A 25,295-nucleotide genomic window follows, 5' to 3' on the forward strand; every position below is an offset into this window, starting at 1 on the left:
AGGAGGGCAAATTTAATGGTCATGACTGATCCAATCGCAGACTTCTTGACACGTGTTCGCAATGCAAACATGGCAAAGCACGAATCACTAGAAGTACCTGCTTCAAAAATTAAGCACGATATCGCTGAAATCCTCAAAAATGAAGGTTTCGTTCGCGATGTTGAATATATCGATGATGACAAACAAGGAATTATTCGAGTATTCTTGAAATTTAGTAAAGATAATGAACGTGTTATCACTGGTATCAAACGTATTTCAAAACCAGGTCTGCGTTCATATGTTAAAGCAGATGCTGTTCCTAAAGTTTTAAATGGTTTAGGAATTGCAATTCTTTCAACCTCAGAAGGGGTTATGACAGATAAAGACGCCCGTGCAAAGAAAATCGGCGGCGAAGTATTAGCATACGTTTGGTAGAAATTTTCAAAAAGTGAGGAGGTGTCACTACCGTGAGTCGTATTGGTTATAAAGAAGTAACTGTACCTGCTGGTGTCGAAGTTAAACGTGATGGAGACATTGTGACTGTAAAAGGTCCCAAAGGGGAGTTAACTCGTGAATTCTCAGATAAGATTTCAATGGAAATCGAAGGTAATGTTGTCAAGTTTGATCGTTCAAAAGATGATAGTAAGACAAAAGCATTACACGGAACAATGAGAGCAGTATTTCATAACATGGTATTAGGTGTAAGCGAAGGCTTCAAAAAGGAATTGGAACTTCAAGGTGTTGGTTACCGTGCTCAAATGAAAGGTAACACACTTGTATTGAATGTTGGTTATTCACATCCAGTAGAATTTAATGCTGAAGATGGCATAAGTATTGAAGCACCTTCTGCAACTTCTGTAATCGTTTCTGGTATTTCAAAGGAAGCTGTTGGAGATTTTGCTGCAAAGATTCGTTTGACACGCGCGCCAGAACCTTACAAAGGTAAAGGTATTCGTTATAAAGGTGAAATTGTTCGTCGTAAGGAAGGTAAGACTGGTAAGTAATCAGTTTAACTTTAACTAAAGAAACAAATTAAAATTAAGAGGTGAAAATTGTGATTTCAAAACCAGATAAGAATAAGACACGTCAAAAGCGTCATTTACGTGTCCGTGGTAAGATCTCTGGTACAGCTAAGTGCCCACGCTTAAATGTTTATCGTTCAAACAAGAACATCTACGCTCAAATTATTGATGACGTAGCGGGTGTGACGCTAGTTAGTGCCTCTACAATAGATAGTGAAGTTAGTGGTAACTCTAAGACAGAACAAGCTACTTCAGTTGGTGAAGTGGTTGCAAAACGTGCTGTTGAAAAGGGTATTAAGGAAGTTGTCTTTGACCGTGGCGGATATTTATATCATGGACGCGTTGAAGCTCTTGCAACTGCTGCTCGTGAAAATGGATTAGACTTTTAGGAAAGGGAGGGAAACTCATTTATGACTTTTATCGATCCAGCTCAATTAGATTTAGAAGATCGCGTTGTTGCGATTAACCGTATCACAAAAGTTGTTAAAGGTGGACGTCGTTTGCGTTTTGCTGCCTTAGTTATCGTTGGAGACCACAATGGACATGTTGGTTTTGGTACAGGTAAAGCACAAGAAGTTCCTGATGCTATCCGTAAAGCTGTCGATGATGCACGTAAGAATCTCATCACAGTTCCAATGGTTAACGATACGCTTCCTCATGAAGTTTTAGGGGAATACAGTGGTAGCCGTATCATGTTAAAACCTGCTACAGCCGGTTCCGGTGTTGCCGCTGGTGGATCTGTTCGTGCCGTTATGGAATTAGCTGGTGTAGCTGATGTTACAAGTAAATCACTTGGATCAAGTACACCAATTAATGTTGTTCGTGCAACCATGGATGGTTTAACAAAAATGAAGAGTGCTGAAGAAGTTGCTGCACTTCGCGGTGTTTCAACACAACACTTAGCAGAATAAAGGAGGCTCAATATTATGGCTAATTTAAAAATTACTTTGGTTCGTAGTGTCATTGGGCGTCCTCAGAAGCAACGTGATATTGTAAAGGCGCTTGGTTTAGGTCGTATCAACAGTTCTGTTGTGCTTCCAGACAATGCTGCAACACGTGGTGCAGTTACAAAGATTAATCATTTAATCGAAGTATCAGTTGCTGAGTAAATCGTTGATGACATGTTATAATTATTAATAAGGAGGTGCCAACCTGATGAAATTGCATGAGTTAAAGGCAAGTGAAGGTTCACGTCAAGTACGTAATCGCGTAGGTCGCGGAACTTCATCCGGTAACGGTAAAACAGCTGGTCGTGGTCAAAAAGGCCAAAAAGCTCGTAGTAAAGTTCGTTTGGGCTTTGAAGGTGGACAAATGCCATTGTTCCGTCGTATGCCAAAACGTGGTTTCCAAAACATTAACCGTAAGGAATTTGCAGTTGTTAATTTAGACACACTTAACAAATTTGAAGATGGTGCAGAAATCACACCAACACTTTTAGTTGAAAATGGTGTTGTTAAAAAAGAATTGAGTGGTATCAAAGTACTAGGCAATGGTGAGTTAACTAAAAAGTTAACAGTCAAAGCTAATAAATTCTCTGCTTCAGCTAAAGAAGCTATTGAAGCAGCTGGCGGTCAAGCCGAGGTGATTTAATGCTTAAAACAATGAAGAACGCCTTAGCTGTAAAAGAGATCCGTAATAAAATCTTATTTACATTAGGTGTCTTGATTGTATTTCGCTTAGGCACGTATATCACAGTCCCTGGGATCAACGCTAAAGCTTTGAGTAGTGTTGCATCTTCAGGGTTAGTTAGTATCTTGAACACTTTTAGTGGTGGTGGATTGACGAATTACTCAATCTTAGCGATGGGTGTTTCGCCATACATTACAGCTCAGATTATTGTGCAATTGCTTCAGATGGATATTGTTCCACGTTTTGTTGAGTGGAGCAAACAAGGTGAAGTTGGGCGTAGAAAACTTAATCAGGCTACAAGATATTTGACAATAGTGCTAGCGTTTGTACAGTCAATTGGAATTACAGCTGGATTTAATGCTCTGAGCAGTTTGAATTTAGTTGAAAATCCAGGATTAAAGACCTATGTTAGTATTGGGATTATCTTGACAGGTGGCTCATTATTTACAACGTGGTTAGGTGATATGATTACTGATCGCGGTTTCGGAAATGGGATTTCAATGATAATTATGGCTGGTATTATTGCAAGAATTCCAACTGGTATCCATCAGATTTATAATGATGAATTTGTTGATGCTTCTTCAGGCGATTTATGGAAGAGTATCTTGTATGTTGTCATATTAGTAGTTGCAATTTTATTAATTGTTACTTTTGTTACGTATGTACAACAGGCAAATTATAAGATTCCAATTCAATATACTAGACGCCTTGCAGGGGCAACAAATAGCTCATATCTACCATTAAAAATCAATGTAGCAGGTGTTATTCCAGTTATCTTTGCAAGTTCATTTATTGCGACACCGCAGACTATTTTAATGGCATTTACACAGAACTACTCTGATGCAACGTGGTATAAAATTATGACGAATATTTTTAATATGCAAGCTACTGGTGGAATGATATTGTACACAGTCTTGATTGTTGTCTTTACGTTCTTTTATGCTTTTGTTCAAGTGAATCCTGAAAAATTGTCAGAAAACTTACAAAAGCAAGGTAGTTATATTCCGAGTGTTTGGCCAGGTAAAGAAACAGAGAAGTTTGTTTCACGGTTGTTGATGCGTTTAAGTGTAGTGGGTTCACTCTTTTTAGGACTTGTTGCGTTGATTCCTTTAGTAGCCTCAAATGTTTGGGGATTAGATGAATCAATTGGTTTAGGTGGTACAAGTCTCTTGATTGTTGTAGGGGTTGCACTTGAATCAATCAGACAACTAAAAGGTATGATGATGAAACGCGAATATGTGGGCTTTATTAGATAAATAATAAAATGAAAAGTTAGGCTTCACAATTTGTGAGGCCAGCTTTTTCATTTAAACCGAACTACACATTATTATGGAGGTTATTGAGCAATGACAGCAATGAACTTAATGTTGATGGGATTACCAGGTGCCGGGAAAGGAACACAGGCAGAAAGAATTGTTGAGGAATTTAAAATTCCCCATATTTCTACTGGCGATATTTTTCGTGCGGCTATAAAAAATGGGACCCCAATGGGACTGAAGGCAAAGTCTTTTATTGACAAAGGGGAACTTGTTCCAGATGAAGTTACAAATGGAATTGTTAGGGAAAGACTTAGCGAAAACGACACAGATAGTGGATTTTTGCTTGATGGTTTTCCACGTAATATGACTCAGGCCCAAGCTCTTGAAAAAATGGGAAATGAGTTGGATAAATCACTTTTAGGAGTGATTAATATCCATGTAGATCCAGCTTCGTTATTAGAGCGTTTGACTGGACGCTATATTTGTCGCGAATGTGGGGCAACTTATCATAAGGTATTTAATCCCACCAAAGTTGAAGGAACATGTGACCGTTGTGGTAGCCACAATTTTTACCAGCGGGAAGATGATAAGCCAGAAACTGTTAAGAATAGATTAGATGTCAATATAAAAATGAATACTCCTTTATTGGCTTTTTATAGAGAAAAAGGATTGTTACATGAAGTTGATGGTAATCAAGATATTAATCAGGTATTTAGGGATATTAAGGGTATACTTGAAAAATTAAATAAGTAATTCATAAAATTACTTGCTTATATTCTTTTGAAATGATATACTGTTTCAGGTTTATCTTTTCAATAGGATTAGTCTGTCCATTTGGATGGATTAGCTTGCGCAAAATTAGTTACTCCTTGGTTTTAAGGAGTTACCGTTTTGCGTGTAAAGTTTTAAAACCATTTAAGGAGGTACTTTTGCGTGGCGAAAGATGATGTGATTGAAATTGAGGGTACGATCAAAGAAACGTTACCCAATGCGATGTTCAAGGTTGAACTCGAAAATGGACACGAGATATTAGCTCATGTATCAGGTAAGATTAGAATGCATTATATTCGCATTTTGCCTGGAGATAAGGTAACTGTCGAAATGTCTCCTTACGATTTAACTAAGGGCCGCATTACCTATCGCTTTAAATAGATTGTACTTCAAATACATTTGGGAGGTATAATTCATGAAGGTAAGACCATCAGTAAAACCAATGTGCGAACACTGTAAAGTAATTAAGCGCAAGGGTCGTGTTATGGTGATTTGCTCAAATCCAAAACACAAACAACGTCAAGGATAATAAAATTTAGGAGGTGTAATTGTTATGGCTCGTATTGCAGGTATCGATTTACCACGTGACAAGCGTATCGTAATCGGTTTAACTTACATTTATGGAATCGGTAATACTACAGCACAAAAGATTTTAGCGGAAGCAGAAGTTTCTGAAGATGTTCGTGTACGCGATTTAACTTCTGATCAAGAAGATAAAATTCGTGCTGTCATGGATAAGTATAAAGTTGAAGGTGATCTTCGTCGTGAAGTCAGCTTAGACATCAAACGTTTATCAGAAATTGGCTCATACCGAGGTCTTCGTCATCGTCGTCATTTACCAGTTCGTGGACAAAACACGAAAAATAATGCACGTACACGTAAAGGCCCAGCTACATCAATTGCTGGTAAAAAGAAATAATTAATTAAAGGAGGTTAGCTATTTCATGGCAGTTAAGAAAGGTTCACGTAAGCGTCGAGTAAAAAAGAATATAGAAGTCGGCGTAGCACACATTCATTCAACATTTAACAATACACTTGTTATGATAACAGATGTCCATGGTAATGCTATTGCTTGGTCTTCTGCTGGTTCTCTTGGTTTCAAGGGTAGCCGTAAGTCAACACCATTTGCTGCTCAGATGGCTGCAGAAGCAGCTGCAAAGGGTTCAATGGAGCATGGTATGAAGAGTGTTGAAGTTGCAGTTAAAGGTCCTGGCTCTGGTCGTGAAGCCGCTATTCGTGCTTTGCAAACAACTGGTCTTGAAGTTACATCAATTCGCGATGTGACACCAGTTCCTCATAATGGATGTCGTCCTCCAAAACGCCGTCGTGTTTAATGTGGTATTCGTATTCATTTTGAGGTAAATCTTCATAATGTTTTCGCCAGATTACACGTCGTGTTTTGAAAGGGGTAAAGATAAGAATGATCGAATTTGAAAAACCAAAAATTCATAAAATAGAAGAAAATCTTGATTATGGTAAATTTGTTATTGAACCACTTGAACGTGGATATGGTACTACTTTAGGTAATTCACTTCGTCGTATTTTGCTTTCATCACTTCCAGGTGCAGCAATCACGGATATTCAGATTGATGGTGTTTTGCATGAATTCTCAACAATAAAGGGAGTTCTAGAAGATGTTACACAAATCATTTTGAACCTTAAAAAGGTTGCATTGCATGTAGATTCAGAGGAAAATCAGACGTTAGAAATTAATGTTGCTGGTCCGCTTGAAGTTACTGCTGGTGATATTCAAGGAAGTAGTGACGTTGAGATCCTAAACCCTGACTTGTATATTTGTACAGTTGCTGCAGGGGCATCATTTCATGTTCGTATGACTGCTAACACTGGTCGTGGCTATGTTTCAGCTGATGATAACAAAGCTAAGGCCGATGATATGCCAATTGGTGTATTACCGATTGACTCAATTTATACCCCAATCGAACGTGTAAACTATCAAGTTGAGAAAGCACGTGTTGGTCAAAGAGATGATTTTGATAAGTTAACATTGGATGTATGGACTAATGGTGCAATTACTCCAAGTGAAGCAATTAGCTTATCTGCGAAAATTTTAACAGAGCATTTAACTTTGTTTGTTGATCTTACTGATGAGGCGAAGAACGCTGAAATTATGGTAGAAAAAGAAGAAACACATAAAGAAAAAATGCTTGAGATGACGATTGAAGAACTTGATTTATCAGTTCGTTCTTACAACTGCTTGAAACGTGCAGGTATAAACACAGTTCAAGAGTTAACAGATAAGTCTGAAGCTGATATGATGAAGGTTCGCAATCTTGGACGTAAGTCATTAGAAGAAGTTAAGAATAAACTTATTGATTTGGGTTTATCATTACGTCATGATGACTAATCTTTAATAAGGAGGGAAAACTTCATGGGTTACCGTAAATTAGGACGAACAAGTTCACACCGTAAAGCTATGTTGCGTAACTTGACGACTGACTTGCTCGTTAACGAAAAAATCGTTACAACTGAAACACGTGCTAAAGAAGTACGTAAGTCAGCTGAAAAGATGATTTCATTAGGTAAGAAGGGCGACTTAGCTTCTCGTCGTCGTGCTGCAGCATTTTTGATGAATGTTGTTGCTGACGTTAAAGAAGACGGTGATAATGTTGTTGTTCAATCAGCATTACAAAAGCTTTTCTCAGATTTAGCACCACGTTTTGAAGAACGTAATGGTGGTTACACACGCATCCTTAAAATGGATGAACGTCGTGGAGATGCTGCAAAAATGGTTGTTCTTGAATTAGTAGACTAATTCCAAATAGCCGTCATTTTGTCACTTTTATAACGATAACTGGGCGTTACGATGATGGGTATTCCCTAGTCTAGTCCTAAGTACCTAATTGGGAAACTTTCGTTATAAAAAGTGATTTTTTTGGTTCTAAAGCAATTTTGCTTTAGAACCCTTTTTTAATACTTCTTATATGGTATGATAAGTGCTATAAAGTTTAATTGAGGAGAGTAAAGCATAGTGGTGGATATGATTGAGATAAAAAATCTTTCATTTAAATACTCACAACAAGATGGGCAAACCTTTAATGATTTTAATTTGAAAATCAAGCAAGGAGAATGGCTAGCAATTATCGGACACAATGGAAGTGGTAAAAGTACACTAGCTCGCTTGATTGATGGACTACTAGCTCCATCTGAGGGAGCCATTTTTATTGATGGTATTAAATTAACACCTGAAAATGTGTGGGATGTTCGTAGTAAAATAGGAATGGTATTCCAAAATCCTGATAACCAATTTGTAGGTGCAAATGTTGAAGAGGATGTTGCCTTTGGTTTAGAAAATGCGGCAGTTTCGCGGGAGCAGATGCTTGTACGAGTTAAAGAATCTCTTCAAAGAGTCAATATGTGGGAATTTGCAAGCCATGAACCTGCTCGCTTGTCTGGTGGGCAAAAGCAACGTGTAGCACTCGCAGGTGTGATTGCGTTGCGTCCTAAAATTATTATTTTAGATGAAGCAACTAGTATGTTAGATCCAGAAGGAAGAAAAGCAGTTCTTGATATTATTAGAGAGTTAAATCACAAAGAAAAGTTGACTGTTATCTCCATTACCCATGACATTGATGAGGCTTCGAAGGCACAGCGTGTAGTAGTATTAGATGATGGAAAATTGATTCAAGATGATAAACCAGAAAAAGTATTTTCGCGAGGATCTGATTTGGTTAAAATAGGACTTGAACCACCATTTTCTGAAAAACTTAAAGGTGAGTTGGAAAGTTTAGGGTTAGTTGTACCTGAGGATTATCTTACAGAAGAAGGAATGATTAATTGGTTATGGGAATTATTTTCAAGACAGTAAATTATACGTATCAACCCAGTACGCCTTTTGAGCAAAAAGCATTAAAAAATATTTCAGTGGAAATTCCTACAGGAAGTTATACAGCAGTAATCGGGCATACAGGAAGTGGTAAATCGACTTTTTTGCAACATTTGAATGGTTTATTGCGCCCATCTAGTGGTGAAATTGTTATTGGTAAACAAATAATTACGCCAGAAACCAAGAATAAAGAATTGGGTGAGTTGCGTAAACATGTTGGAATTGTGTTTCAGTTTCCTGAGGCTCAACTTTTCGAAGAAACTGTACTTAAAGATATTGCATTTGCACCTAAAAATTTTGGGAAAAATGAGGAAGAAGCAACAGCAATAGCTCGTCAAATGGCTCGTCAAGTTGGTTTGAAAGAAGAACTTTTGTTAAAATCACCATTTGAATTGTCGGGTGGTCAGATGAGAAGAGTGGCAATTGCAGGAATTCTTGCAATGGAACCAGAAATTCTAGTATTGGATGAGCCAACAGCTGGATTAGATCCTAAAGGTCGACTAGAGATGATGGAGATGTTCAAAGAACTCAAAGAAAAGCAAAATTTGACAGTTATTTTGGTGACACATCAAATGGACGATGTTGCAAATTATGCCGACAATGTCATTGTTCTAGAAAATGGACGACTAATTGCTAATGGTTCACCTAAAAAAATATTTGCACAACCAAAATGGTTAATAGAACATCATTTAGCTTTGCCTAAGGCCGGGGAATTTGCAGTGAACTTTGAAAAAAAGACTGGTTATAAATTTGAAACACTTCCGCTAACAGAATCTGATTTGGCAAGCCAAATTGTCAAAATGGTACATGGAGGTGTACAAAATGGGTAAAGTCTTATTGGGAAGATATATTCCAGGTAGTTCACTTGTTCATCGAATGGATTCGAGATCGAAATTAATATTAAGCTTTTTCTTTATTGTTATCATATTTCTAGCTAACAATTGGGAATCGTATTTGTTATTATTTATAGTGACGATTACAAGTATTTTAACGGCTCGGGTAAATTTTTCTTTTTTCATTAAAGGGGTAAGACCGTTAATTTGGTTGATACTTTTTACTGTTTTGTTACAAATTTTTTTCAGTAGTGGTGGAACGGTTTTTTGGAAGTGGGGGCCTTTTACATTATCATATTATGGAATAGTGAATGGAATTTATGTTTTTTGTCGTTTTGTATTAATTATATTCATGTCTACTTTATTGACACTCACTACTGCCCCACTAGAAATTGCTGATGCACTTGAAAAATTAATGATGCCATTAAAAAGAATTAAAGTCCCGGTTTATGAAATTTCATTGATGCTCTCAATTGCATTACGATTTGTACCAACTTTAATGGATGAAACTACGAAAATTATGAATGCGCAACGTTCACGTGGAGTCAATTTTGGTGAGGGCAACATTATGCAACAAATCAAGGCAGTTGTTCCATTACTTGTTCCACTATTTGTTAGTTCCTTCAATCGCGCTGAAGATTTAGCAACTGCTATGGAAGCAAGAGGATATCACGGTGGTGAAGGAAGAACCAAGTATCGCGTCCATTACTGGGAAATTAGGGATACACTTGGATGTACTTTTTTTGTAGTGGTTTTTATAATTTTACTATTTATCAGGCAGTGGTAAAGGTCGAATGTGAGGAATTAAATGGCAAAGAGATATATGATAACGTTGGCCTATGATGGAACCAATTTTGCTGGTTTCCAGAGTCAACCTGATCAAAGAACTGTTCAAGATGTTTTGGAAAAAGCTGTGAATAAGATGAGCACTTCAAAAAAATTTGTCCATATTTTTGGTTCTGGTCGCACAGATGCAGGCGTACATGCTTTTGGGCAAATTGTGCATTTTGATTTAGAAAATGATATTCCTGAAAAGGGAATTGTAAATGGATTAAATAGTTTATTGCCACTTGATATGCAGATCGTCTCAGCAAAGGTGGTAACAAATGATTTCCATGCTCGTTTCACAGCACATGGAAAAAGATACATGTATCGTGTGAGTCGAGGACGTTTTGTTGATCCTTTTAAACGATTTTATACTGGACATTACAAGTATCCTTTAGATATAAAATTAATTGAAGAGGCAATGGCTGATGTAATAGGAACTCATGATTATTCGAGTTTTGTGGCATCAGGGAGCCAGTCGTCAAGTCATGTGCGAACAATTTATGACGCTACTGTTCGAGAAGATCGAGCAAACAATGAAGTAATTTTTGAGTTTTATGGTAGCGGTTTTTTATATAACCAAGTACGAATAATGGTGGCAGCGCTTCTTGAGATTGGAAATGGGAAAAGACCAGTTCATGACTTTTTACGATTATATGAGGTGAAGGATCGTAATGAATGTCGCGTAACAGCACCTGCTAGTGGGCTATATTTAAAGCAAGTTTATTATGGATCTGAATCAGATAAGGAAAGCTAAAAATTAATTCAAAAAAGTGATTAATTTTTAATTGACTTTGAGAGTGAAAAAACGTATCATAATAGTTGGTATTGTTTGCCCCACAGTAGGCCCCGGAAACTTATTTTGTGTCAAACAAGCATATATAAATGGAGGAAATAAACGTGCGTACAACATATATTGCAAAACCAGGCGAAATCGAACGTAAATGGTACGTAGTAGATGCAACTGATGTTCCTTTGGGACGTCTTTCTTCAACTGTTGCTTCTATCTTACGTGGAAAAAATAAACCAGTATTTACACCAAACGTTGATACAGGTGACTTTGTTATCGTTATCAATGCAGAAAAGGTTGCTTTGACAGGTCGTAAAGCAACAGACAAGATTTATTATCATCATACAGACCATCCAGGTGGTTTGAAGAGCCGTACAGCTGGTGATTACCGTGAAAAGGATCCTGAGAAGTTAATCGCTTTATCCATCAAGGGAATGCTTCCAAAGGGAACACTTGGTAAAGCGCAAGCTAAGAAGTTACATGTTTATCGTGGTGCAGATCACAAGCATGAAGCTCAACAACCAGAAGTATTGGATATCACAAACTTAATCTAGGAGGAAACTTAATTGGCTCAAGTACAATATAAAGGCACTGGCCGTCGTAAGAATTCTGTTGCCCGTGTACGTTTAGTACCAGGTACAGGTAAAATTGTTATGAATGGCAAGCCTGCAGAAGAATATGTTCCATTTGCAAACTTACGCGAAGTTATGGTTCAACCATTTGACGTTACAGAAACAAAGGATTCTTATGATGTTCTTGTTAACGTTAATGGTGGCGGCTTCTCTGGTCAAGCTGGTGCAACACGTCATGGTATTGCACGTGCATTGCTTGAAGTAGATCCTGATTTCCGTGGCGTTCTAAAACGTGCTGGTCTTTTGACTCGTGATGCACGTATGAAGGAACGTAAGAAACCAGGTCTTAAGAAAGCTCGTAAGGCTTCACAATTCTCAAAACGTTAATATTATATATTACGATTTTAGACATCTCTTAGTGAAAGAGGTGTTTTTTTTGTTAGAGGAAAAAATATTTGGCTAATTCAATTTACTAATTTGACAAAAGTCTGTAATATAGTAGAATTATAATATAATTAAATACCGTATTGATATCAAGAGTCGGTGAGTGGTTACACACTTTGACCCGGCAGCAACCTACCTCAATGGCAAGGTGCTCCACTGTAACTGGATATACGTCACTTAGTCGTGTTCGTATGTCGAGCGCGGCTATTTTTTTATAAACAGTTTAAGTGATGGAAAATAGGGAGGGCTATTGAAATGAATGAAAAATTAGAAAAAGACTTACGGTTAATATTGTTTAAGGAATATGGATTTGAAAAGATTCTTGATAATTTTTATATAGATAAATCAGATTTAACCTTAATCAGAGAAAATACAGTAGATATACAATTAAAGAATCGTCTTGGAAAGATAATAAAAAAACGCAACCAAAGTGAATTAGTTGAGGCCTCCAAGAAGTATAATGAATTAAAAGATAAAAAAGGTTGGGCTGTATCTCTCCTTAAAAATTATTATTTAAATGTAATAATGAGACAAAATGAAGAGTAATAAAATTACTGCTTAAAAGACTTTGATTAGAGTCTTTAATGATAAAATAAAGACATTGGTAGATTAATATGTTTTTTAGGAGGAAAATGAATGCCATTAGTAAGATTTGATGTAATTAAGAATAGTTATAATGAAGAAGAAATCAAACAAATTTTAGCAACTACGCAAGAGGTTGTAATTGCATCGTTTCATGTGCCAACGCGCGACCGTTACCAGATTGTGACACAACATGAACCATATGAAATGGTAATTGAAGATACCGGGTTAGGTATTTTGCGCTCTGAAAAAGTTGTGGTAGTATCACTTACGAGTAGGCCAAGAACCAAAAGTGATATTGAAAACTTTTATACATTATTAGCTACTAGACTATCTGAAAAAGACCTGGTTGCTAAAAATGATTTGATGGTTAACATTACAGTTAACTCGGATGAAGGATGGAGCTTTGGATATGGTAAGGCTCAATTTTTAACGGGAGAGCTATAAGTTCAAAGTAAATTATTTTTTTATATCAGTTAAAAGGTTGTAATAAAAATAATGAAGAAACAATATTGCGCAAAAAATGCAAGATATTGTTTTTTTTTCAACTTTTTTTGAAGAAAAAAGACTAGATGTTTAGGGCGTTATATGTATGCATTAATAATTCCGAAAAAAAATCACTAGTATGCTTTACAAACTAGTCGAGGAATGATATCTTTTAAGTAGTCAGTAATACATACTAGTGAGGAGGTAAAAGAGTGAGTAAAACACAAATACTGAAAGGTATTCTAGAAGGTTGTGTTCTGCAAACAATTTCAAAGCATGAAACCTATGGTTATCAACTTGTACAAGATTTGCGTTTTGCTGGCTTTGAGGAAGTAAGTGGAGGAACTGTCTATCCAATTTTACAGAAACTTGAAAAAAAAGGAATAATATCTGGTGTAGCAAAATTATCACCAGAAGGGCCAAAACGTAAATATTTTAGCATTACAGCATTAGGAGAAGTTGAGCTTAACAATTTTAAAATAGAGTGGCAAGAAGTAAATAATAGCGTTAAGAACGTGTTTAATGAGGGGGAGAGTAAATGAATACGAAGGATCAAAGAACAAAGGAATATCGTGATAAGTTAAATGAAATTGAAAAAAAATTAAAAGGTGAAAATCGTAATTTTTTTAAAGACTTAAGAGACTATTTGGTGACTTCAAGTTTTTTTTATGATGAAGAAGATGTGACTGAGCAAACTTATAATGTATGTCTAGATTTACTTGATGCACAAGAAAATGGGCAAAATGCAGAAGAATTTTTTGGAAAAAATAGTCGTAAACTTGCGGATAGCATGATTAAAAACTTTAAGCATGCAAGTTTTAAGGATAGCCTATATTTTATTTTACTGCCAATTGGAATTTATTGGATAGTCACATTTATTGGGGATTTTGTAACGCCGGGAGCACTTAGAATAAATTTATTGGAATATTTTTTAGTTGCAGTACTTTCACTTGTAATTTGTCCTTTTATTTTTTGGGTAATTCATAAATCGGTCTATCTAAGTGAGAATAATCCAGTCAGAAAATCAAAAGTTATTCAGTATTTACTGGGGACAATCTTTTTTGCATGTGTAATTGGGCTTTTCTTGTTAATTAATATATTGACTCCAGCAGTCGGAGTAATTAAATTAGTGTTCCCTTATGATACGCTATTTATTCTTGTGATAGCAGCAATCTTCATCGGATGGATTTTGATTAAAAAGGAACAAGCATTATATTCGATTATTCCATACATTATTTTGATGCTTTTGGGTGGAGTTTTACAACGAACGCCTGTAATGCATAAACTTTTGGGGGATAATAATGTCAAGTTCTTGATAGTTGGAGCTGTAATATTAGGTTTTTTGATTGATGTTATTTGGGGAAGAGTTATTTTAAAGAAGCTGACTAAAGAAGAAAAATAAAATAAGAATGCCAAAGTCAACGCTATCCTTCGTAGGATGTTGATGAGTGCGCACATTTAATCAAAATGTAATAAAAAGCTACCTGAGAAAGACTAGTGAACTAGTACCTTCTCAGATAGCTATTTTAATAATTAATGTTAATGGACAAGTTTTTCTTTGATAATTTTTGCAGAACGATCTAATTGGGCTTTTTCTGCAACTGATAAGGAAATTTTATTAACCTCAATAATTCCTTTACGTCCAACAACTGCGGGATATCCAATGTAATGACCATATTCTTCAATATAAACAGAAGTTGGACAAGCTAGGTGTGCATCAGATAAGACTGCTTGGGCCAACTTAATAGCACAAGTTGCGATAGCGTAACAAGTATAGTGTTTTCCTGAAAAGACTAGCCAACCACCGCGTCGGGCTTGTTGATCAAGTGATTCAAGATCTAATCCCTTCTCGCTTGCAATCTGAGTAATTGGATGCCCTTTAACTTCGACAGTTGACCATGCTGTATACTGGGATTCACCATGTTCACCTAGTACATAGCCGCTAATATTTTTAGGGTCTTCATGTAATGCTTGACCAACAGCTCGTTGCATTCTTGCTGTATCTAGGAATGTTCCTGTACCGAAGACTTGATTTTTACTGAGACCAGATTGTTGTTGTAACAATGTAGTCACAACATCACAAGGATTACTAATGTTGATCAAGACACCATTAAATGTAGTTGCCTTAAGATTGGCAGCAATTTCTTTGACTGCTTCTGCATTGAAGTTTAGTTCACCGAAACGATCGCCATCCATTTTTATAGAAGAGATATTTCCAAAAGCGGTAATTACAAGGTCAGCATCAGATAAAGCATCGTAATCTTGAGGGATAATCTTTGTGAATGTATCCAAGCGTGCAAGAGTATCTCGTAAATCATATTCTTCAGCAGTTGCTTTGTCATCATTAGTATCTATGATGACTAGTTCATCTACAATTCCTTTTGTTACTAAGGTGTAGGCGATTGTGGCACCAACATGTCCCAAACCAATTATTCCAATCTTTCGCATTTACGAATCCCCCATTATTAAAATTAGCAATCAAATACTGTCATTAATTTTAATTTTAAATCCACAATTGTCAAGCAAAAAAATATTTTGGCCTTGACATAATAGTAGTTTTCGCTAGAATTATTCTTATAAACATTAAAATAAATAAAGAACATAATGAAGAGTAGAGTATATATTATTAACTTTAAAGAGAGTTCTCGGATGGTGGGAGAGAATAAGGTAGTAGATAGAAAATGAGCTTGGAATGGTACTGGTATGTGTAGATATCCAGTGACGAAGTTGTGCACGTTTTAGCACAAAGCTAAGAATTGGAATTTAGCTACTGAGGTGTTGTCTACGAGGATAACACAAAAAAAGGTGGTAACACGGTAAGACTCGTCCTTATTTGAGGGGATGAGTCTTTTTTGTACCAAAAATTTTATGAGTTTGGGAGGCAAAAGATATGAAAAAAATCAAAGTCAGCTTATTACAATTGGATGTAATTTTTGGTAATCCTGACGAAAATTATCATAAGGTTCGTAAGTATATCGAGAAAGCTGCGCAAGAAAATCCAGATGTGATTGTACTTCCTGAAATGTGGAATACGGGATATTCCTTAGAAAATTTGGCTGAAATTGCAGATGAGGATGGAAAAAAGACGAAAGCTTTATTGTCAGACTTGGCTAAAAAATTGACAGTCAATATTGTTGGTGGCTCCGTTGCGATAAAAAAAGAAGGTAATTTTTATAATAGTAGCTATGTTTTCAATCGAACTGGATCTTTGATAAGTGAATATCAAAAAGTCCATTTGTTTGGATTAATGAACGAAGATAAATTCATTAGTGCAGGGGCAACAAAAAATCAATTTGAGCTTGATGATATTAAAGCTGCAGGGGTAATTTGTTATGATATTCGTTTTCCTGAATGGGAACGTAAGCTAATGTCTGAGGGACAGCAAATTTTATTTGTGAGTGCTCAGTGGCCAACAAAAAGAATTGCACAGTGGGAGACACTTTTGCGTGCACGAGCAATCGAGAACCAAGCATTTGTTGTTGCAGTTAACCGAGTTGGTGAAGCACCTAAAGATAGTTTTAATGGGCATTCTCTAGTAATTAATCCACTAGGTGAAATATTAGTTGAAGGAACTCCAGGTGTTGAAGGAATTTTTACATGTGAGTTTGACTTAGATGATTTAAGCAAAATTCGTGGTGATATCCCTGTGTTTAAAGATCGTCGACCAGAACTGTATTAATAAACTATATATTGAAGAAGAGAGGAAATTTAAAATGAAATTTGAAGAATCAGAACTTTTAAAAAATTTACCCACCCAATTTTTTGCGACGCTTGTAGCGAAGGTCAATAAAAAAATTGCTGCGGGGAAAGATGTTATTAATTTGGGACAAGGAAATCCAGATCAACCAACGTTTGATTATATTGTTAAAGCACTTCAAGAGCAGGCTCTTCGTCCGATTAATCATAAATATTCACAATTTAGGGGACTGCATGAACTTAAGGTAGCAGCAGCCAAATTTTATAAGGACCAGTATGATGTTGAACTTGAACCAGAGTCGGAAGTGGCAATTTTGGGTGGTTCCAAAATAGGATTAGTTGAACTGCCATGGGCTTTGATGAATCCAGGAGAACTTTTATTGTTACCTGATCCAGGATATCCTGATTATTTATCGGGAGTAACATTGGGTAAAGTTAACTATGAAACATTTCCATTACGAATAGAAAATGATTTTTTACCAGATTATGATGAAATTGATAAAGAAATTGCAAAAAAAGCTAAATTCATATATTTGAATTACCCTAATAATCCGACTGGAGCAGTAGCAACAAAAGAGTTTTATGAAAAAACTGTTGAATTTGCACAGGAAAATAATGTTGGTGTAATTAGTGATTTTGCTTACGGGGCACTTGGTTTTGATAATTATCAGAATCCGAGTTTTTTGCAAGCAAAGGGTGCAAAAGATGTTGGAATTGAGATGTACACTTTTTCAAAAACATTTAATATGGCTGGGTGGCGAATCGCTTTTGCGGTTGGTAATTCTTCAATGATAGAAGCTATTAATTTAATTCAAGACCATCTGTTCGTAAGTGTTTTTCCAGCAATTCAAGAAGCGGCAGTGACTGCATTGTTAGATCCACAAGCAAAAGTAGAAATCAACGGATTAGTTAATAAGTATGAACAACGGCGTAATGCTTTTGTAAGTGCTGCAAAAAAAATTGGTTGGAATGCTTTTGTTCCCGGGGGGACCTTCTATGCATGGATGCCAGTTCCAAAGGGATATACTAGTGAGAGCTTTGCTGATTTATTGCTTGAAAAAGCAGATGTGGCGGTTGCACCTGGTAAAGGATTTGGAAGTATGGGGGATTCATATGTACGTATTGGGTTATTGGTTGAACCTGAAAGATTGGTTGAGGCTGTGAAGCGTATAGAAAAGTTAAAACTTTTTTAAGAAGACGATGAAAGTGTTTTACTTATGAATAAAAAAAATATAATTAGGGATATATTAAAATATTAAAATTCTATTTTTTGTTCTTAGAATCTTATAATTATAGTTTGATATACAAAGCTTTTTAATGTATTGGTGCAAAAAATAAAAAATCAGTTTAAGATATTTAGTTTTTTGTTGGACAAAAATCAATAGTTTAAAAAAATTATAAGTTATAAGAAAAATTTTATTTTTACAAGCATTTTTATTAATATATAGTGAGTAATATTAGTTCTTTTTTTGATTACTTAGTAGTACAATGTGTAAATAAGAATTGATTATTATTCTTAATGCTATTGATATGGTGAAATCAATAAGTGAATACTTAAATATAATGATACCTAATAAGTGAGAAGAGCATATAAATGGTTTTTTAGCTTAAAAGGGATATAATAATGGTAAGAATTTAGATTAAGTTGTAATTGTAAAGCACCATGGCTTGACAGTAGCAGTTAATTCTAGTATATTAAATAAGTCTAGGTTGTAGATAAAAAAATAAAGCAATTATGGAGGAAGACAAGTGATAACTTTACAAAAATCTTTAACTAATTTAATGCAAGTATTACGGTTACATGAACATCGTCAAAATGATCCTGATTTTGAAAAATTAGGTGCAATTGATGTGTACTATTTGGAGGCAATTTACCAATTAAAAGAACCAACAATTGGAATGATTTCAAAGTTGCTTGATCAATCCACACCTAATACTAATTATCATATCAAGAAGTTGATGCGTCTTGAATTGATTGAAAAACGTTTGGATGATACTGATCGACGTGTTACTCATTTAATGGTTACTGAAAAGTATCTTAAGATGCTTGAAGCTGACAATGATTTTTGGCAAAGACTAGAAAATCGTTTAGAAGATGAAGTTGCACCAAAAGACTTAGCTATTTTCAAGCGTGTTTTGCGTCAAACAATTGAAATTGTTTCTGATGAAAGTCTTGATGAATTTTAAATAGAAAAAAGAACTCTGACATGATTGCCGGAGTTCTTTTTTTATAAATTAATTTTTTGTGGAAGTATTTCCAACAAACTCTGTTGAAGTTTAGTTAGTGTATGGGATCGGCGATATACAATTGAAAGTAAAAATTCGGGTTGATCTGAGTCTGCAATATCTAAGACTTTGATTCCTTTTTCTGGTGGTAGAGCTAATTCTGTTAAAAAACTAATTCCCATATTTTCCTTGATCATAGCTTTTAAGATATGGACATCATTCGATCGATGAATGATTTGCGGTCTAAATTGATTTGCATGACACATTTTGTTAAAGGCAACTGAATGAATAAAATGATCATCTAAAATAATGAACTTTTCTTGAGCTAGTTCCTTGAATTTAACGCTATCTTGCTTGGCTAAAGGATGGTTTTCACTAACTGCAATTTTAAAATGTGTTCGTTCGAAAATCTTAGCATCTAATTTTGTATCAACAATTGGAGTAATTGAACCAATTAATGCAAGATCCAATGTGCCGTCAAGAATATAATTAAGCATTTCGTTAGAGCCGGACTCGAAAATATCGAGTTTGTCAATTAGACCAGCTCTCAATAATTCAGGGGCAACATGCGGGAAATAATAGGTACCAATAATTGGTGGTAAGCCAAACATTACTTTTTCACTTGAAATTCTCAAAAGTTCTTTTTTCATGACTTCAAGTTCATTCAATATTTGAGTTACATGGCGATCTAGTTGTTCGCCACTTGGAGTAACTACTAATTGTTTATGCGAACGATCACGAACAAATAATTTGACTCCGAGTTCCGACTCTAAACGTTTAATAGCCATTGTGATGGTTGGCTGACTGACATTGAAAAAAGAAGCAACTTGCGAAAAGTTTTTGTCTTCAACCAATTTGTGAAAATAATGGAATTCCTTGATATTCATAACAATTCCTCCTTGTAGAAGTAATTACTTATACTTCATATAAAAACATTTGATAGTATAACATGGTTTTGACTATAAATTAACACAAGTTTAACATATCGTGTAAGTTTAGCAATGCTTTTAGAGGTGAAAGTAATGAATATCTTAATTTATTTCTTAAATAAGCGTCTTATCCTATATGGTGGTAATCAAATATTGCCATGAGAATTATCTTTTTTTATATAGGATGTAAATTTGTTTAGGTACGATAAATAATAATTTTTATTATGGAGGTAATAAGAAATGACAGTATTTTTGACTTCTGTTTCGAGCGTAACTGTAATTGTTTTGATTATGGCTTTGGGATATATTTTGAGGAAAACTGGTTGGTTTTCGGATAGCTTTGGAAAAAATATTTCCTCTTTGATCACGAAAATAGCTTTACCAGCTTCAATTTTTGTTGCAGTTATGAACAATTTGACACGTAGTAAACTATTTGGTTTATCTACGGGATTAATTTTTCCAGCAATTGCTGTTGTTATTGGTTATATAATTGCATGGTTAACAGTCAAAGTTTTAAAGATTCCAGCAGGTCGTCGAGGGATTTTTATGAATGCGGTTGTTAATGCAAATACAATTTTTATTGGGATGCCCTTGAATAATGCACTTTTTGGACAAAAAGCGACAACTTATTTTCTAATTTATTACATTATTAATACTGTTTCTACATGGGCATTTGGTGTTTTTCTAATTTCAAACGATGATCCAACTGTCGATAAAAGCAAGAAAAAGTCACAGAAATTAAACTGGAAGAAACTTTTACCAATGCCACTCGTTGGCTTTATAGTTGCAGTTATTTGGATGTTAATTGGAATTCCGGTGCCATCATTTGCAGAACAAACTTTGTCTTATGTTGGTTCTTTAGTTACACCATTGTCACTGATTTATATTGGAATTGTACTTGCAGATGCAGGATTGAGTAATATGCGACTTGATCGAGATACAGTTCTTGCATTATTAGGACGTTTTGTATTGTCTCCTATTGTATTAATTATTTTGATTGAACTTGGGATTTCTTGGGGTCTAGGAATGCCAAAACTAATGAGTCAAACTTTGATTGTTCAATCTGCAACTCCAATGCTTGCAGTATTACCAATTCTCGCTAATGAAGCTCATGGAGATGTCAAATATGCAACGAACATTGTAACAATTAGTACCGTCTTATTTATTGTAATTGTTCCAATATTGATGGCAGTTATTCAATTTATATAAAAATATGATTAATTAATAAAATTAAATATCTACTTTTTAACTAAAGAAAAATTTGAGTTTTGTCTAAAAATTAAGACTTTGTTAAAAATAGTAAATGATAACGAAGAGATACGAATTTTTTGTTTCACTATCTTTTCGTTATTATTTTTGGTTAATACTCGATGTCTCCCACCAGTCTTTACACTGTGATATAGTCATGTTCTGACTGTCAACCATCTCCGTTTAACTACGAATTTCTCATAGCAAAAAGCGAGCTATTTTGAAATTCTAAGTTAATACTCGATGTCTCCCGCCAGTCTTTACACTGTGATATAGTCATGCTCTGACTGTCAACCATCTCCGTTTAACTACAAATTTCTCATAGCAAAAAGCGAGCTATTTTGAAATTCTAAGTTAATACTCGATGTCTCCCGCCAGTCTTTACACTGTGTGATATAATCAAGTCTAAATAATACAAGCGGAGTTGGAATAATTGAATAATCATAAAAAAATAAGAAGGCTCGTCTTTTTAGCTTTTTTTACAGCAATCATCATCGTTCAAAATTTAGTTCCTTTTTTAGGTTATCTTCCAATAGGGCCACTAGATTTAACATTAATTCATATCACAGTAATTGTAGCAGCTTTTGTTCTTGGACCAGTTGATGGCGCAATTATCGGTGGAATATGGGGATTTGTCACATTTATAAGAGCGTTTGTCTGGCCAACTAGTCCTTTGGCAACAATTGTTTTTGTGAATCCTTTGATCGCAATTTTACCGCGTATTATGATTGGTGTAGTTGCTGGAGGAATATTCGCGGTAGCTCTTAAAAAAAGTCAAAAACCAAATAAATTTTTACCAATGGCCGCAATTTTAGGTGCATGCTGCAATACTTTTTTAGTTTTGGGACAGATTTACTTGTTTTATCAAGGAAAATCGCAAATTCTGTATCATATAGATTCTAAAGCATTGCTACCGTATTTGCTTACTGTTGTGGGAACAAACGGAATACCAGAAGCAATCCTTGCAGGAATAGTGGCTCCATTAATTAGTATTCCATTAATTAAGAAATGGAATTTTCATGAATAATTTTTTTGAAGATGAAAGGTTGAGTTTTTGTGCCCAGAAAAAAGATTACTAAAGCAAGAACAATTCGAAAAAAGCGTGTAACTACTAGAAAAAGCCCAAGAACAAAGAAGAAAGATGGCCTATTCTTCTCTCGGGGGCATATTCAAATTTTGAATGTAGTTGTGGCATTACTGATTTTGGGGATTGTTGCTGTACAGTTGCTTGGATGGGTTGGTAGAAGTCAGCAAAATAGGCAAAGTATGCAAACGAGTCAAATAAGCGATACTATGAAGCGCAAATTTATTACTCAAATTCTGCCAATAGCACAACAACAACAAAAACAAGATAAAGTACTAACAAGCATAACTCTAGCACAAGCAGCACTTGAATCTGACTGGGGACAAAGCCAATTGGCAACAAAATATCATAATCTATTTGGAGTTAAGAGTGATGCTACTGGGGCAGAGAACTTAACAACCAAAGAATATGTTAATGGACAATGGATTACGGTGACTGCAAGTTTTGCCGTTTATGCGAGTTGGGCGGAGTCAATTGAGGCACACACAAAGTTATTTATGGAAGGAACAGCATGGGATAAACAACATTACCGTGCAGTTTTGGAGGCTAGCAATTATAAGGAGGCTGCGCAAGCACTACAAGAAAAGGGATATGCAACCGATCCTAGTTATGCAACAAAATTGATAAATTTGATTCAGACATATGATTTGAATAAGTATGACAGTATATCTGAGGAAAACACGAATGAATAGTATTGAAAAAAGAATTTTTGTATGTTAATCTTCAATAGGATTAAGCTTATATAATGTCATAATAAGGATGACAAGTTTCTACCCAAGACCGTAAATCTTGGACTATAAGTAAAAAAGCTATTATATTTAATATTGGCTTCTTTTACTGTTTTTAACTGTAAAAGAGGCTTTTTTATTTTAAAAGGAGAGAAGAACGTGAAGTTATTAGAAGATCGTATCCGTGAAGATGGATTAGTATTACCAGGAAATGTTTTGAAGGTAAATCAGTTTTTGAATCATCAAATTGATCCTGATTTGATGTATAAATTAGGGCAAGAATTTGTAAGCCTTTTTGAAGGTGAAAAGATTACTAAGATATTGACAATAGAGGCTTCAGGAATTGCCCCCGCGATGATGACTGGCCTAATTTTACATGTTCCAGTCTTATTCGCGCGTAAACAAAAAAGTGTCACCATGAATGACGGCCTATTTACTGCAGAAGTATATTCTTATACTAAAAAAGTCAAAAATACAGTTTCAGTTGATCAAAAATTTTTGAGTAGTGACGACAAAGTTTTAATTATCGATGATTTCCTAGCTAATGGGCAAGCTGTTCAAGGCCTGATTGAAATTTGTAAAGAAGCACAGGCTGAATTGGTTGGTGTTGGTATTGCGATAGAAAAATCATTTCAAGATGGTGCTGCACTGATTGAAAAACAAGGAATAAAGTTAGAATCACTTGCACGAATTTCTTCTTTTGATGACAACAAAGTTCATTTTGTAGGAGATGAAACAAATGAATAATACTGAGTTTAAAGAAGTGTCACATAGCAAGGCAGCAGTTTTAGGAATTCAACATTTATTGGCAATGTATTCTGGAGCTGTTGCAGTACCTTTGTTAATTGGGACAGCATTAAATTTCAATAGTACAGAGATGACCTACTTGGTTTCAATTGACATCTTTATGTGTGGATTGGCAACTTTTTTGCAATTATTAAGAAATCGGTATTTTGGAATTGGCTTACCAGTTATACTTGGTTGTGCAATTCAAGCAGTAGAACCACTTAAAATGATTGGTAAACAATTTTCAATTGGAACAATGTATGGTGCAATTATTATTGCTGGTATTTTTGTTTTCTTAATCGGGGGACAATTTGCTAGAATAAAGAAGTTTTTCCCACCGGTTGTAACAGGTTCTTTAATTACAGTTATTGGACTTACATTGATTCCAATTGCAATTCAAAATATCGGTGGTGGTGATTCCACGGCAAAGAGTTTTGGAAATATTCAAAGCCTGATACTTGGTTTAATTACAATAGTTGTTATTTTATTAGTCCAAGTTTGGGGAAAAGGCTTTTTTAGTTCAATTGCTATTTTGATTGGTCTGATATCTGGGACTGCTGTAGCAGCAACTATGGGTCTTGTTTCTACTTCGCCGATAACGGAAGCCTCATGGTTTCATATACCACAGCCCTTTTATTTTGGGGCACCACAATTTGAATGGTCATCTTCTTTGACAATGATAATTATTGCATTGGTTTCAATGGTTGAATCAACGGGTGTATTTTTTGCTTTAGGAGGAATCCTAAATAAGCAAATAACATCAGATGATTTAAAACGTGGGTATCGTGCTGAAGGGTTGGCAGTTATTTTAGGAGGCATCTTTAATACTTTCCCATATACAACTTTTTCGCAAAATGTGGGCTTACTTCAACTTTCGGGGATTAAAACAAAAAGGCCAATTTATTGGTCAGCAATTTTGTTGATGATAATGGGGCTTTTACCTAAAATTGGGGCAATTGCGACAATTATTCCTACTCCCGTGCTTGGTGGTGCAATGTTGGTTATGTTTTCAATGATTAGTGTTCAAGGAATCCGGATGCTATTTAATGTCGACTTTTCTGATGAACGTAATATATTGATTGTTGCACTTGCTGTTGGAATGGGTTTGGGGGTTTCAATATATCCTGGGATTTTCCAATTCTTGCCTAAAACAATCCAATTATTCTTAGGTAATGGGATTGTTGTTGCAAGTATAACATCGGTCTTATTAAATGTTATTTTTAAAGGAAAAGATGGACTAACAGATTAGACTTAAATAGGGGAGTATGCCTTAATCCGGTAAGAAGTGACCTGGATATGGCATACTTCTTTTCCTTTAATGCTCAAAGGCTAGGCATTTTTGACGCACTTCTATATTTTAACGTGCTTACAAAAATAACCTTCTGCGCTTAAAGCAAATAACTTATTGCCAAATTCTTGCAATTGCGTAATTTTTCTTTAATGCTCAAAGGCTAAGCATTTTTGACGCACTTCTATATTTTAACGTGTTTACAAAAATAACCTTCTGCGCTTAAAGTAAATAACTTATTGCCAAATTCTTGCAATTGCGTAATTTTCCTTTA

34 protein-coding genes and 1 riboswitch are annotated in these 25,295 nt (G+C 35.2%); of the genes, 32 read left to right on the forward strand and 2 right to left on the reverse strand.

Translation table 11 applies throughout. The features are described 5' to 3' along the window. Positions 1-15 precede the first annotated feature (15 nt). The 24 genes from rpsH to FC80_RS08255 all read left to right on the forward strand — a co-directional run bounded on the left by rpsH (position 16) and on the right by FC80_RS08255 (position 14,438). Entirely contained in the window at positions 16-414 is a 399-nt protein-coding gene (rpsH, locus tag FC80_RS08140; protein WP_057829645.1) for a 30S ribosomal protein S8, read from the forward strand. A 32-nt stretch (positions 415-446) separates the two neighbouring features. Continuing rightward, positions 447-983, forward strand: coding sequence for a 50S ribosomal protein L6 (gene rplF / locus FC80_RS08145; protein WP_057829646.1), 537 nt, complete (start codon positions 447-449; stop codon positions 981-983). A 50-nt stretch (positions 984-1,033) separates the two neighbouring features. Then, entirely contained in the window at positions 1,034-1,390 is a 357-nt protein-coding gene (gene rplR / locus FC80_RS08150; protein WP_083486956.1) for a 50S ribosomal protein L18, read from the forward strand. A 21-nt stretch (positions 1,391-1,411) separates the two neighbouring features. Continuing rightward, positions 1,412-1,912: a 30S ribosomal protein S5 gene (gene rpsE / locus FC80_RS08155; protein ID WP_057829648.1), complete on the forward strand. Its 501-nt coding sequence runs from the start codon at positions 1,412-1,414 to the stop codon at positions 1,910-1,912. A 15-nt stretch (positions 1,913-1,927) separates the two neighbouring features. Beyond that, on the forward strand, positions 1,928-2,110 hold the full coding sequence (gene rpmD, locus FC80_RS08160) for a 50S ribosomal protein L30 (protein ID WP_057829649.1): 183 nt from the start codon (positions 1,928-1,930) through the stop codon (positions 2,108-2,110). 46 nt (positions 2,111-2,156) lie between these two features. After that, positions 2,157-2,591, forward strand: coding sequence for a 50S ribosomal protein L15 (gene rplO / locus FC80_RS08165; protein ID WP_057829650.1), 435 nt, complete (start codon positions 2,157-2,159; stop codon positions 2,589-2,591). After that, complete coding sequence (secY, locus tag FC80_RS08170; RefSeq protein WP_057829651.1) at positions 2,591-3,886, forward strand: preprotein translocase subunit SecY; 1,296 nt, start codon at positions 2,591-2,593, stop codon at positions 3,884-3,886. The genes rplO and secY overlap by 1 nt, the downstream gene beginning before the upstream one ends. 99 nt (positions 3,887-3,985) lie before the next feature. Beyond that, the gene (locus FC80_RS08175) at positions 3,986-4,642 is read left to right on the forward strand and encodes an adenylate kinase (RefSeq protein WP_057829743.1); all 657 of its coding nucleotides are present in this window, start codon (positions 3,986-3,988) and stop codon (positions 4,640-4,642) included. Between the two features lie 180 nt (positions 4,643-4,822). Next, complete coding sequence (gene infA, locus FC80_RS08180) at positions 4,823-5,041, forward strand: translation initiation factor IF-1 (protein ID WP_003689399.1); 219 nt, start codon at positions 4,823-4,825, stop codon at positions 5,039-5,041. 34 nt (positions 5,042-5,075) lie between these two features. Beyond that, positions 5,076-5,189, forward strand: coding sequence for a 50S ribosomal protein L36 (rpmJ, locus tag FC80_RS08185; protein WP_003689393.1), 114 nt, complete (start codon positions 5,076-5,078; stop codon positions 5,187-5,189). A 24-nt stretch (positions 5,190-5,213) separates the two neighbouring features. Continuing rightward, positions 5,214-5,579: a 30S ribosomal protein S13 gene (gene rpsM, locus FC80_RS08190; RefSeq protein WP_057829652.1), complete on the forward strand. Its 366-nt coding sequence runs from the start codon at positions 5,214-5,216 to the stop codon at positions 5,577-5,579. Positions 5,580-5,604: 25 nt separating this feature from the next. Continuing rightward, a complete protein-coding gene (rpsK, locus tag FC80_RS08195) occupies positions 5,605-5,994 on the forward strand; it encodes a 30S ribosomal protein S11 (RefSeq protein WP_057829653.1) in 390 nt (129 codons plus the stop codon). Between the two features lie 86 nt (positions 5,995-6,080). Then, positions 6,081-7,025: a DNA-directed RNA polymerase subunit alpha gene (locus tag FC80_RS08200; protein WP_057829654.1), complete on the forward strand. Its 945-nt coding sequence runs from the start codon at positions 6,081-6,083 to the stop codon at positions 7,023-7,025. A gap of 24 nt (positions 7,026-7,049) precedes the next feature. Next, entirely contained in the window at positions 7,050-7,433 is a 384-nt protein-coding gene (gene rplQ / locus FC80_RS08205; RefSeq protein WP_057829655.1) for a 50S ribosomal protein L17, read from the forward strand. A gap of 225 nt (positions 7,434-7,658) precedes the next feature. Then, positions 7,659-8,486 carry an energy-coupling factor ABC transporter ATP-binding protein gene (locus tag FC80_RS08210; protein ID WP_057829744.1) on the forward strand — a complete coding sequence of 276 codons (828 nt, stop codon included), beginning with the start codon at positions 7,659-7,661 and terminating at the stop codon, positions 8,484-8,486. Beyond that, positions 8,462-9,334, forward strand: coding sequence for an energy-coupling factor ABC transporter ATP-binding protein (locus tag FC80_RS08215; RefSeq protein ID WP_057829745.1), 873 nt, complete (start codon positions 8,462-8,464; stop codon positions 9,332-9,334). The genes FC80_RS08210 and FC80_RS08215 overlap by 25 nt, the downstream gene beginning before the upstream one ends. Further along, entirely contained in the window at positions 9,327-10,124 is a 798-nt protein-coding gene (locus FC80_RS08220) for an energy-coupling factor transporter transmembrane component T family protein (protein ID WP_057829656.1), read from the forward strand. The genes FC80_RS08215 and FC80_RS08220 overlap by 8 nt, the downstream gene beginning before the upstream one ends. A 21-nt stretch (positions 10,125-10,145) precedes the next feature. Continuing rightward, positions 10,146-10,919 carry a tRNA pseudouridine(38-40) synthase TruA gene (truA, locus tag FC80_RS08225; protein WP_057829657.1) on the forward strand — a complete coding sequence of 258 codons (774 nt, stop codon included), beginning with the start codon at positions 10,146-10,148 and terminating at the stop codon, positions 10,917-10,919. A 143-nt stretch (positions 10,920-11,062) separates the two neighbouring features. Further along, entirely contained in the window at positions 11,063-11,506 is a 444-nt protein-coding gene (gene rplM, locus FC80_RS08230; protein WP_057829658.1) for a 50S ribosomal protein L13, read from the forward strand. A 12-nt stretch (positions 11,507-11,518) separates the two neighbouring features. Continuing rightward, positions 11,519-11,911: a 30S ribosomal protein S9 gene (rpsI, locus tag FC80_RS08235; protein ID WP_057829659.1), complete on the forward strand. Its 393-nt coding sequence runs from the start codon at positions 11,519-11,521 to the stop codon at positions 11,909-11,911. Between the two features lie 312 nt (positions 11,912-12,223). Continuing rightward, positions 12,224-12,514, forward strand: coding sequence for a hypothetical protein (locus tag FC80_RS08240; RefSeq protein ID WP_057829660.1), 291 nt, complete (start codon positions 12,224-12,226; stop codon positions 12,512-12,514). Between the two features lie 90 nt (positions 12,515-12,604). After that, positions 12,605-12,997 (forward strand): tautomerase family protein, encoded by a 393-nt coding sequence (locus FC80_RS08245; protein WP_057829661.1) that lies wholly within the window; start codon positions 12,605-12,607, stop codon positions 12,995-12,997. Between the two features lie 251 nt (positions 12,998-13,248). Further along, on the forward strand, positions 13,249-13,578 hold the full coding sequence (locus tag FC80_RS08250) for a PadR family transcriptional regulator (RefSeq protein ID WP_057829662.1): 330 nt from the start codon (positions 13,249-13,251) through the stop codon (positions 13,576-13,578). Then, the gene (locus FC80_RS08255) at positions 13,575-14,438 is read left to right on the forward strand and encodes a hypothetical protein (RefSeq protein ID WP_057829663.1); all 864 of its coding nucleotides are present in this window, start codon (positions 13,575-13,577) and stop codon (positions 14,436-14,438) included. Before FC80_RS08250 ends, FC80_RS08255 begins: the two co-directional genes overlap by 4 nt. Positions 14,439-14,575: 137 nt before the next feature. Here FC80_RS08255 and FC80_RS08260 read toward each other — a convergent pair whose 3' ends face one another. Next, complete coding sequence (locus FC80_RS08260) at positions 14,576-15,484, reverse strand: L-lactate dehydrogenase (protein ID WP_057829664.1); 909 nt, start codon at positions 15,482-15,484, stop codon at positions 14,576-14,578. 451 nt (positions 15,485-15,935) lie between these two features. On the opposite strand from FC80_RS08260, the gene FC80_RS08265 reads away from it, so the two are divergent. The 3 genes from FC80_RS08265 to FC80_RS08275 all read left to right on the forward strand — a co-directional run bounded on the left by FC80_RS08265 (position 15,936) and on the right by FC80_RS08275 (position 18,919). Next, positions 15,936-16,715 carry a carbon-nitrogen family hydrolase gene (locus FC80_RS08265; protein ID WP_057829746.1) on the forward strand — a complete coding sequence of 260 codons (780 nt, stop codon included), beginning with the start codon at positions 15,936-15,938 and terminating at the stop codon, positions 16,713-16,715. A 34-nt stretch (positions 16,716-16,749) separates the two neighbouring features. Further along, positions 16,750-17,925: a pyridoxal phosphate-dependent aminotransferase gene (locus FC80_RS08270; RefSeq protein ID WP_057829665.1), complete on the forward strand. Its 1,176-nt coding sequence runs from the start codon at positions 16,750-16,752 to the stop codon at positions 17,923-17,925. Between the two features lie 556 nt (positions 17,926-18,481). Then, positions 18,482-18,919, forward strand: coding sequence for a MarR family winged helix-turn-helix transcriptional regulator (locus FC80_RS08275; protein WP_057829666.1), 438 nt, complete (start codon positions 18,482-18,484; stop codon positions 18,917-18,919). A gap of 41 nt (positions 18,920-18,960) precedes the next feature. Here the strand turns inward: FC80_RS08275 and FC80_RS08280 are convergent, their stop codons facing one another. Then, complete coding sequence (locus tag FC80_RS08280) at positions 18,961-19,845, reverse strand: LysR family transcriptional regulator (RefSeq protein WP_057829667.1); 885 nt, start codon at positions 19,843-19,845, stop codon at positions 18,961-18,963. A gap of 282 nt (positions 19,846-20,127) precedes the next feature. On the opposite strand from FC80_RS08280, the gene FC80_RS08285 reads away from it, so the two are divergent. From FC80_RS08285 to FC80_RS08305, 5 genes are all read left to right on the forward strand, one after another. Next, positions 20,128-21,096: an AEC family transporter gene (locus FC80_RS08285; protein ID WP_057829668.1), complete on the forward strand. Its 969-nt coding sequence runs from the start codon at positions 20,128-20,130 to the stop codon at positions 21,094-21,096. Between the two features lie 472 nt (positions 21,097-21,568). Next, a complete protein-coding gene (locus FC80_RS08290) occupies positions 21,569-22,162 on the forward strand; it encodes an ECF transporter S component (protein ID WP_057829669.1) in 594 nt (197 codons plus the stop codon). A gap of 29 nt (positions 22,163-22,191) precedes the next feature. Then, a complete protein-coding gene (locus FC80_RS08295) occupies positions 22,192-22,911 on the forward strand; it encodes a glycoside hydrolase family 73 protein (protein WP_235807264.1) in 720 nt (239 codons plus the stop codon). Positions 22,912-22,937: 26 nt separating this feature from the next. Beyond that, positions 22,938-23,036, forward strand: a riboswitch (purine riboswitch). A 70-nt stretch (positions 23,037-23,106) separates the two neighbouring features. Further along, entirely contained in the window at positions 23,107-23,694 is a 588-nt protein-coding gene (locus FC80_RS08300) for a xanthine phosphoribosyltransferase (RefSeq protein WP_057829670.1), read from the forward strand. Continuing rightward, entirely contained in the window at positions 23,687-24,982 is a 1,296-nt protein-coding gene (locus FC80_RS08305) for a nucleobase:cation symporter-2 family protein (RefSeq protein ID WP_057829671.1), read from the forward strand. Before FC80_RS08300 ends, FC80_RS08305 begins: the two co-directional genes overlap by 8 nt. Positions 24,983-25,295: the final 313 nt, after the last annotated feature.

The organism is Liquorilactobacillus cacaonum DSM 21116 (genome assembly GCF_001436735.1).
GTDB lineage: Bacteria > Bacillota > Bacilli > Lactobacillales > Lactobacillaceae > Liquorilactobacillus > Liquorilactobacillus cacaonum.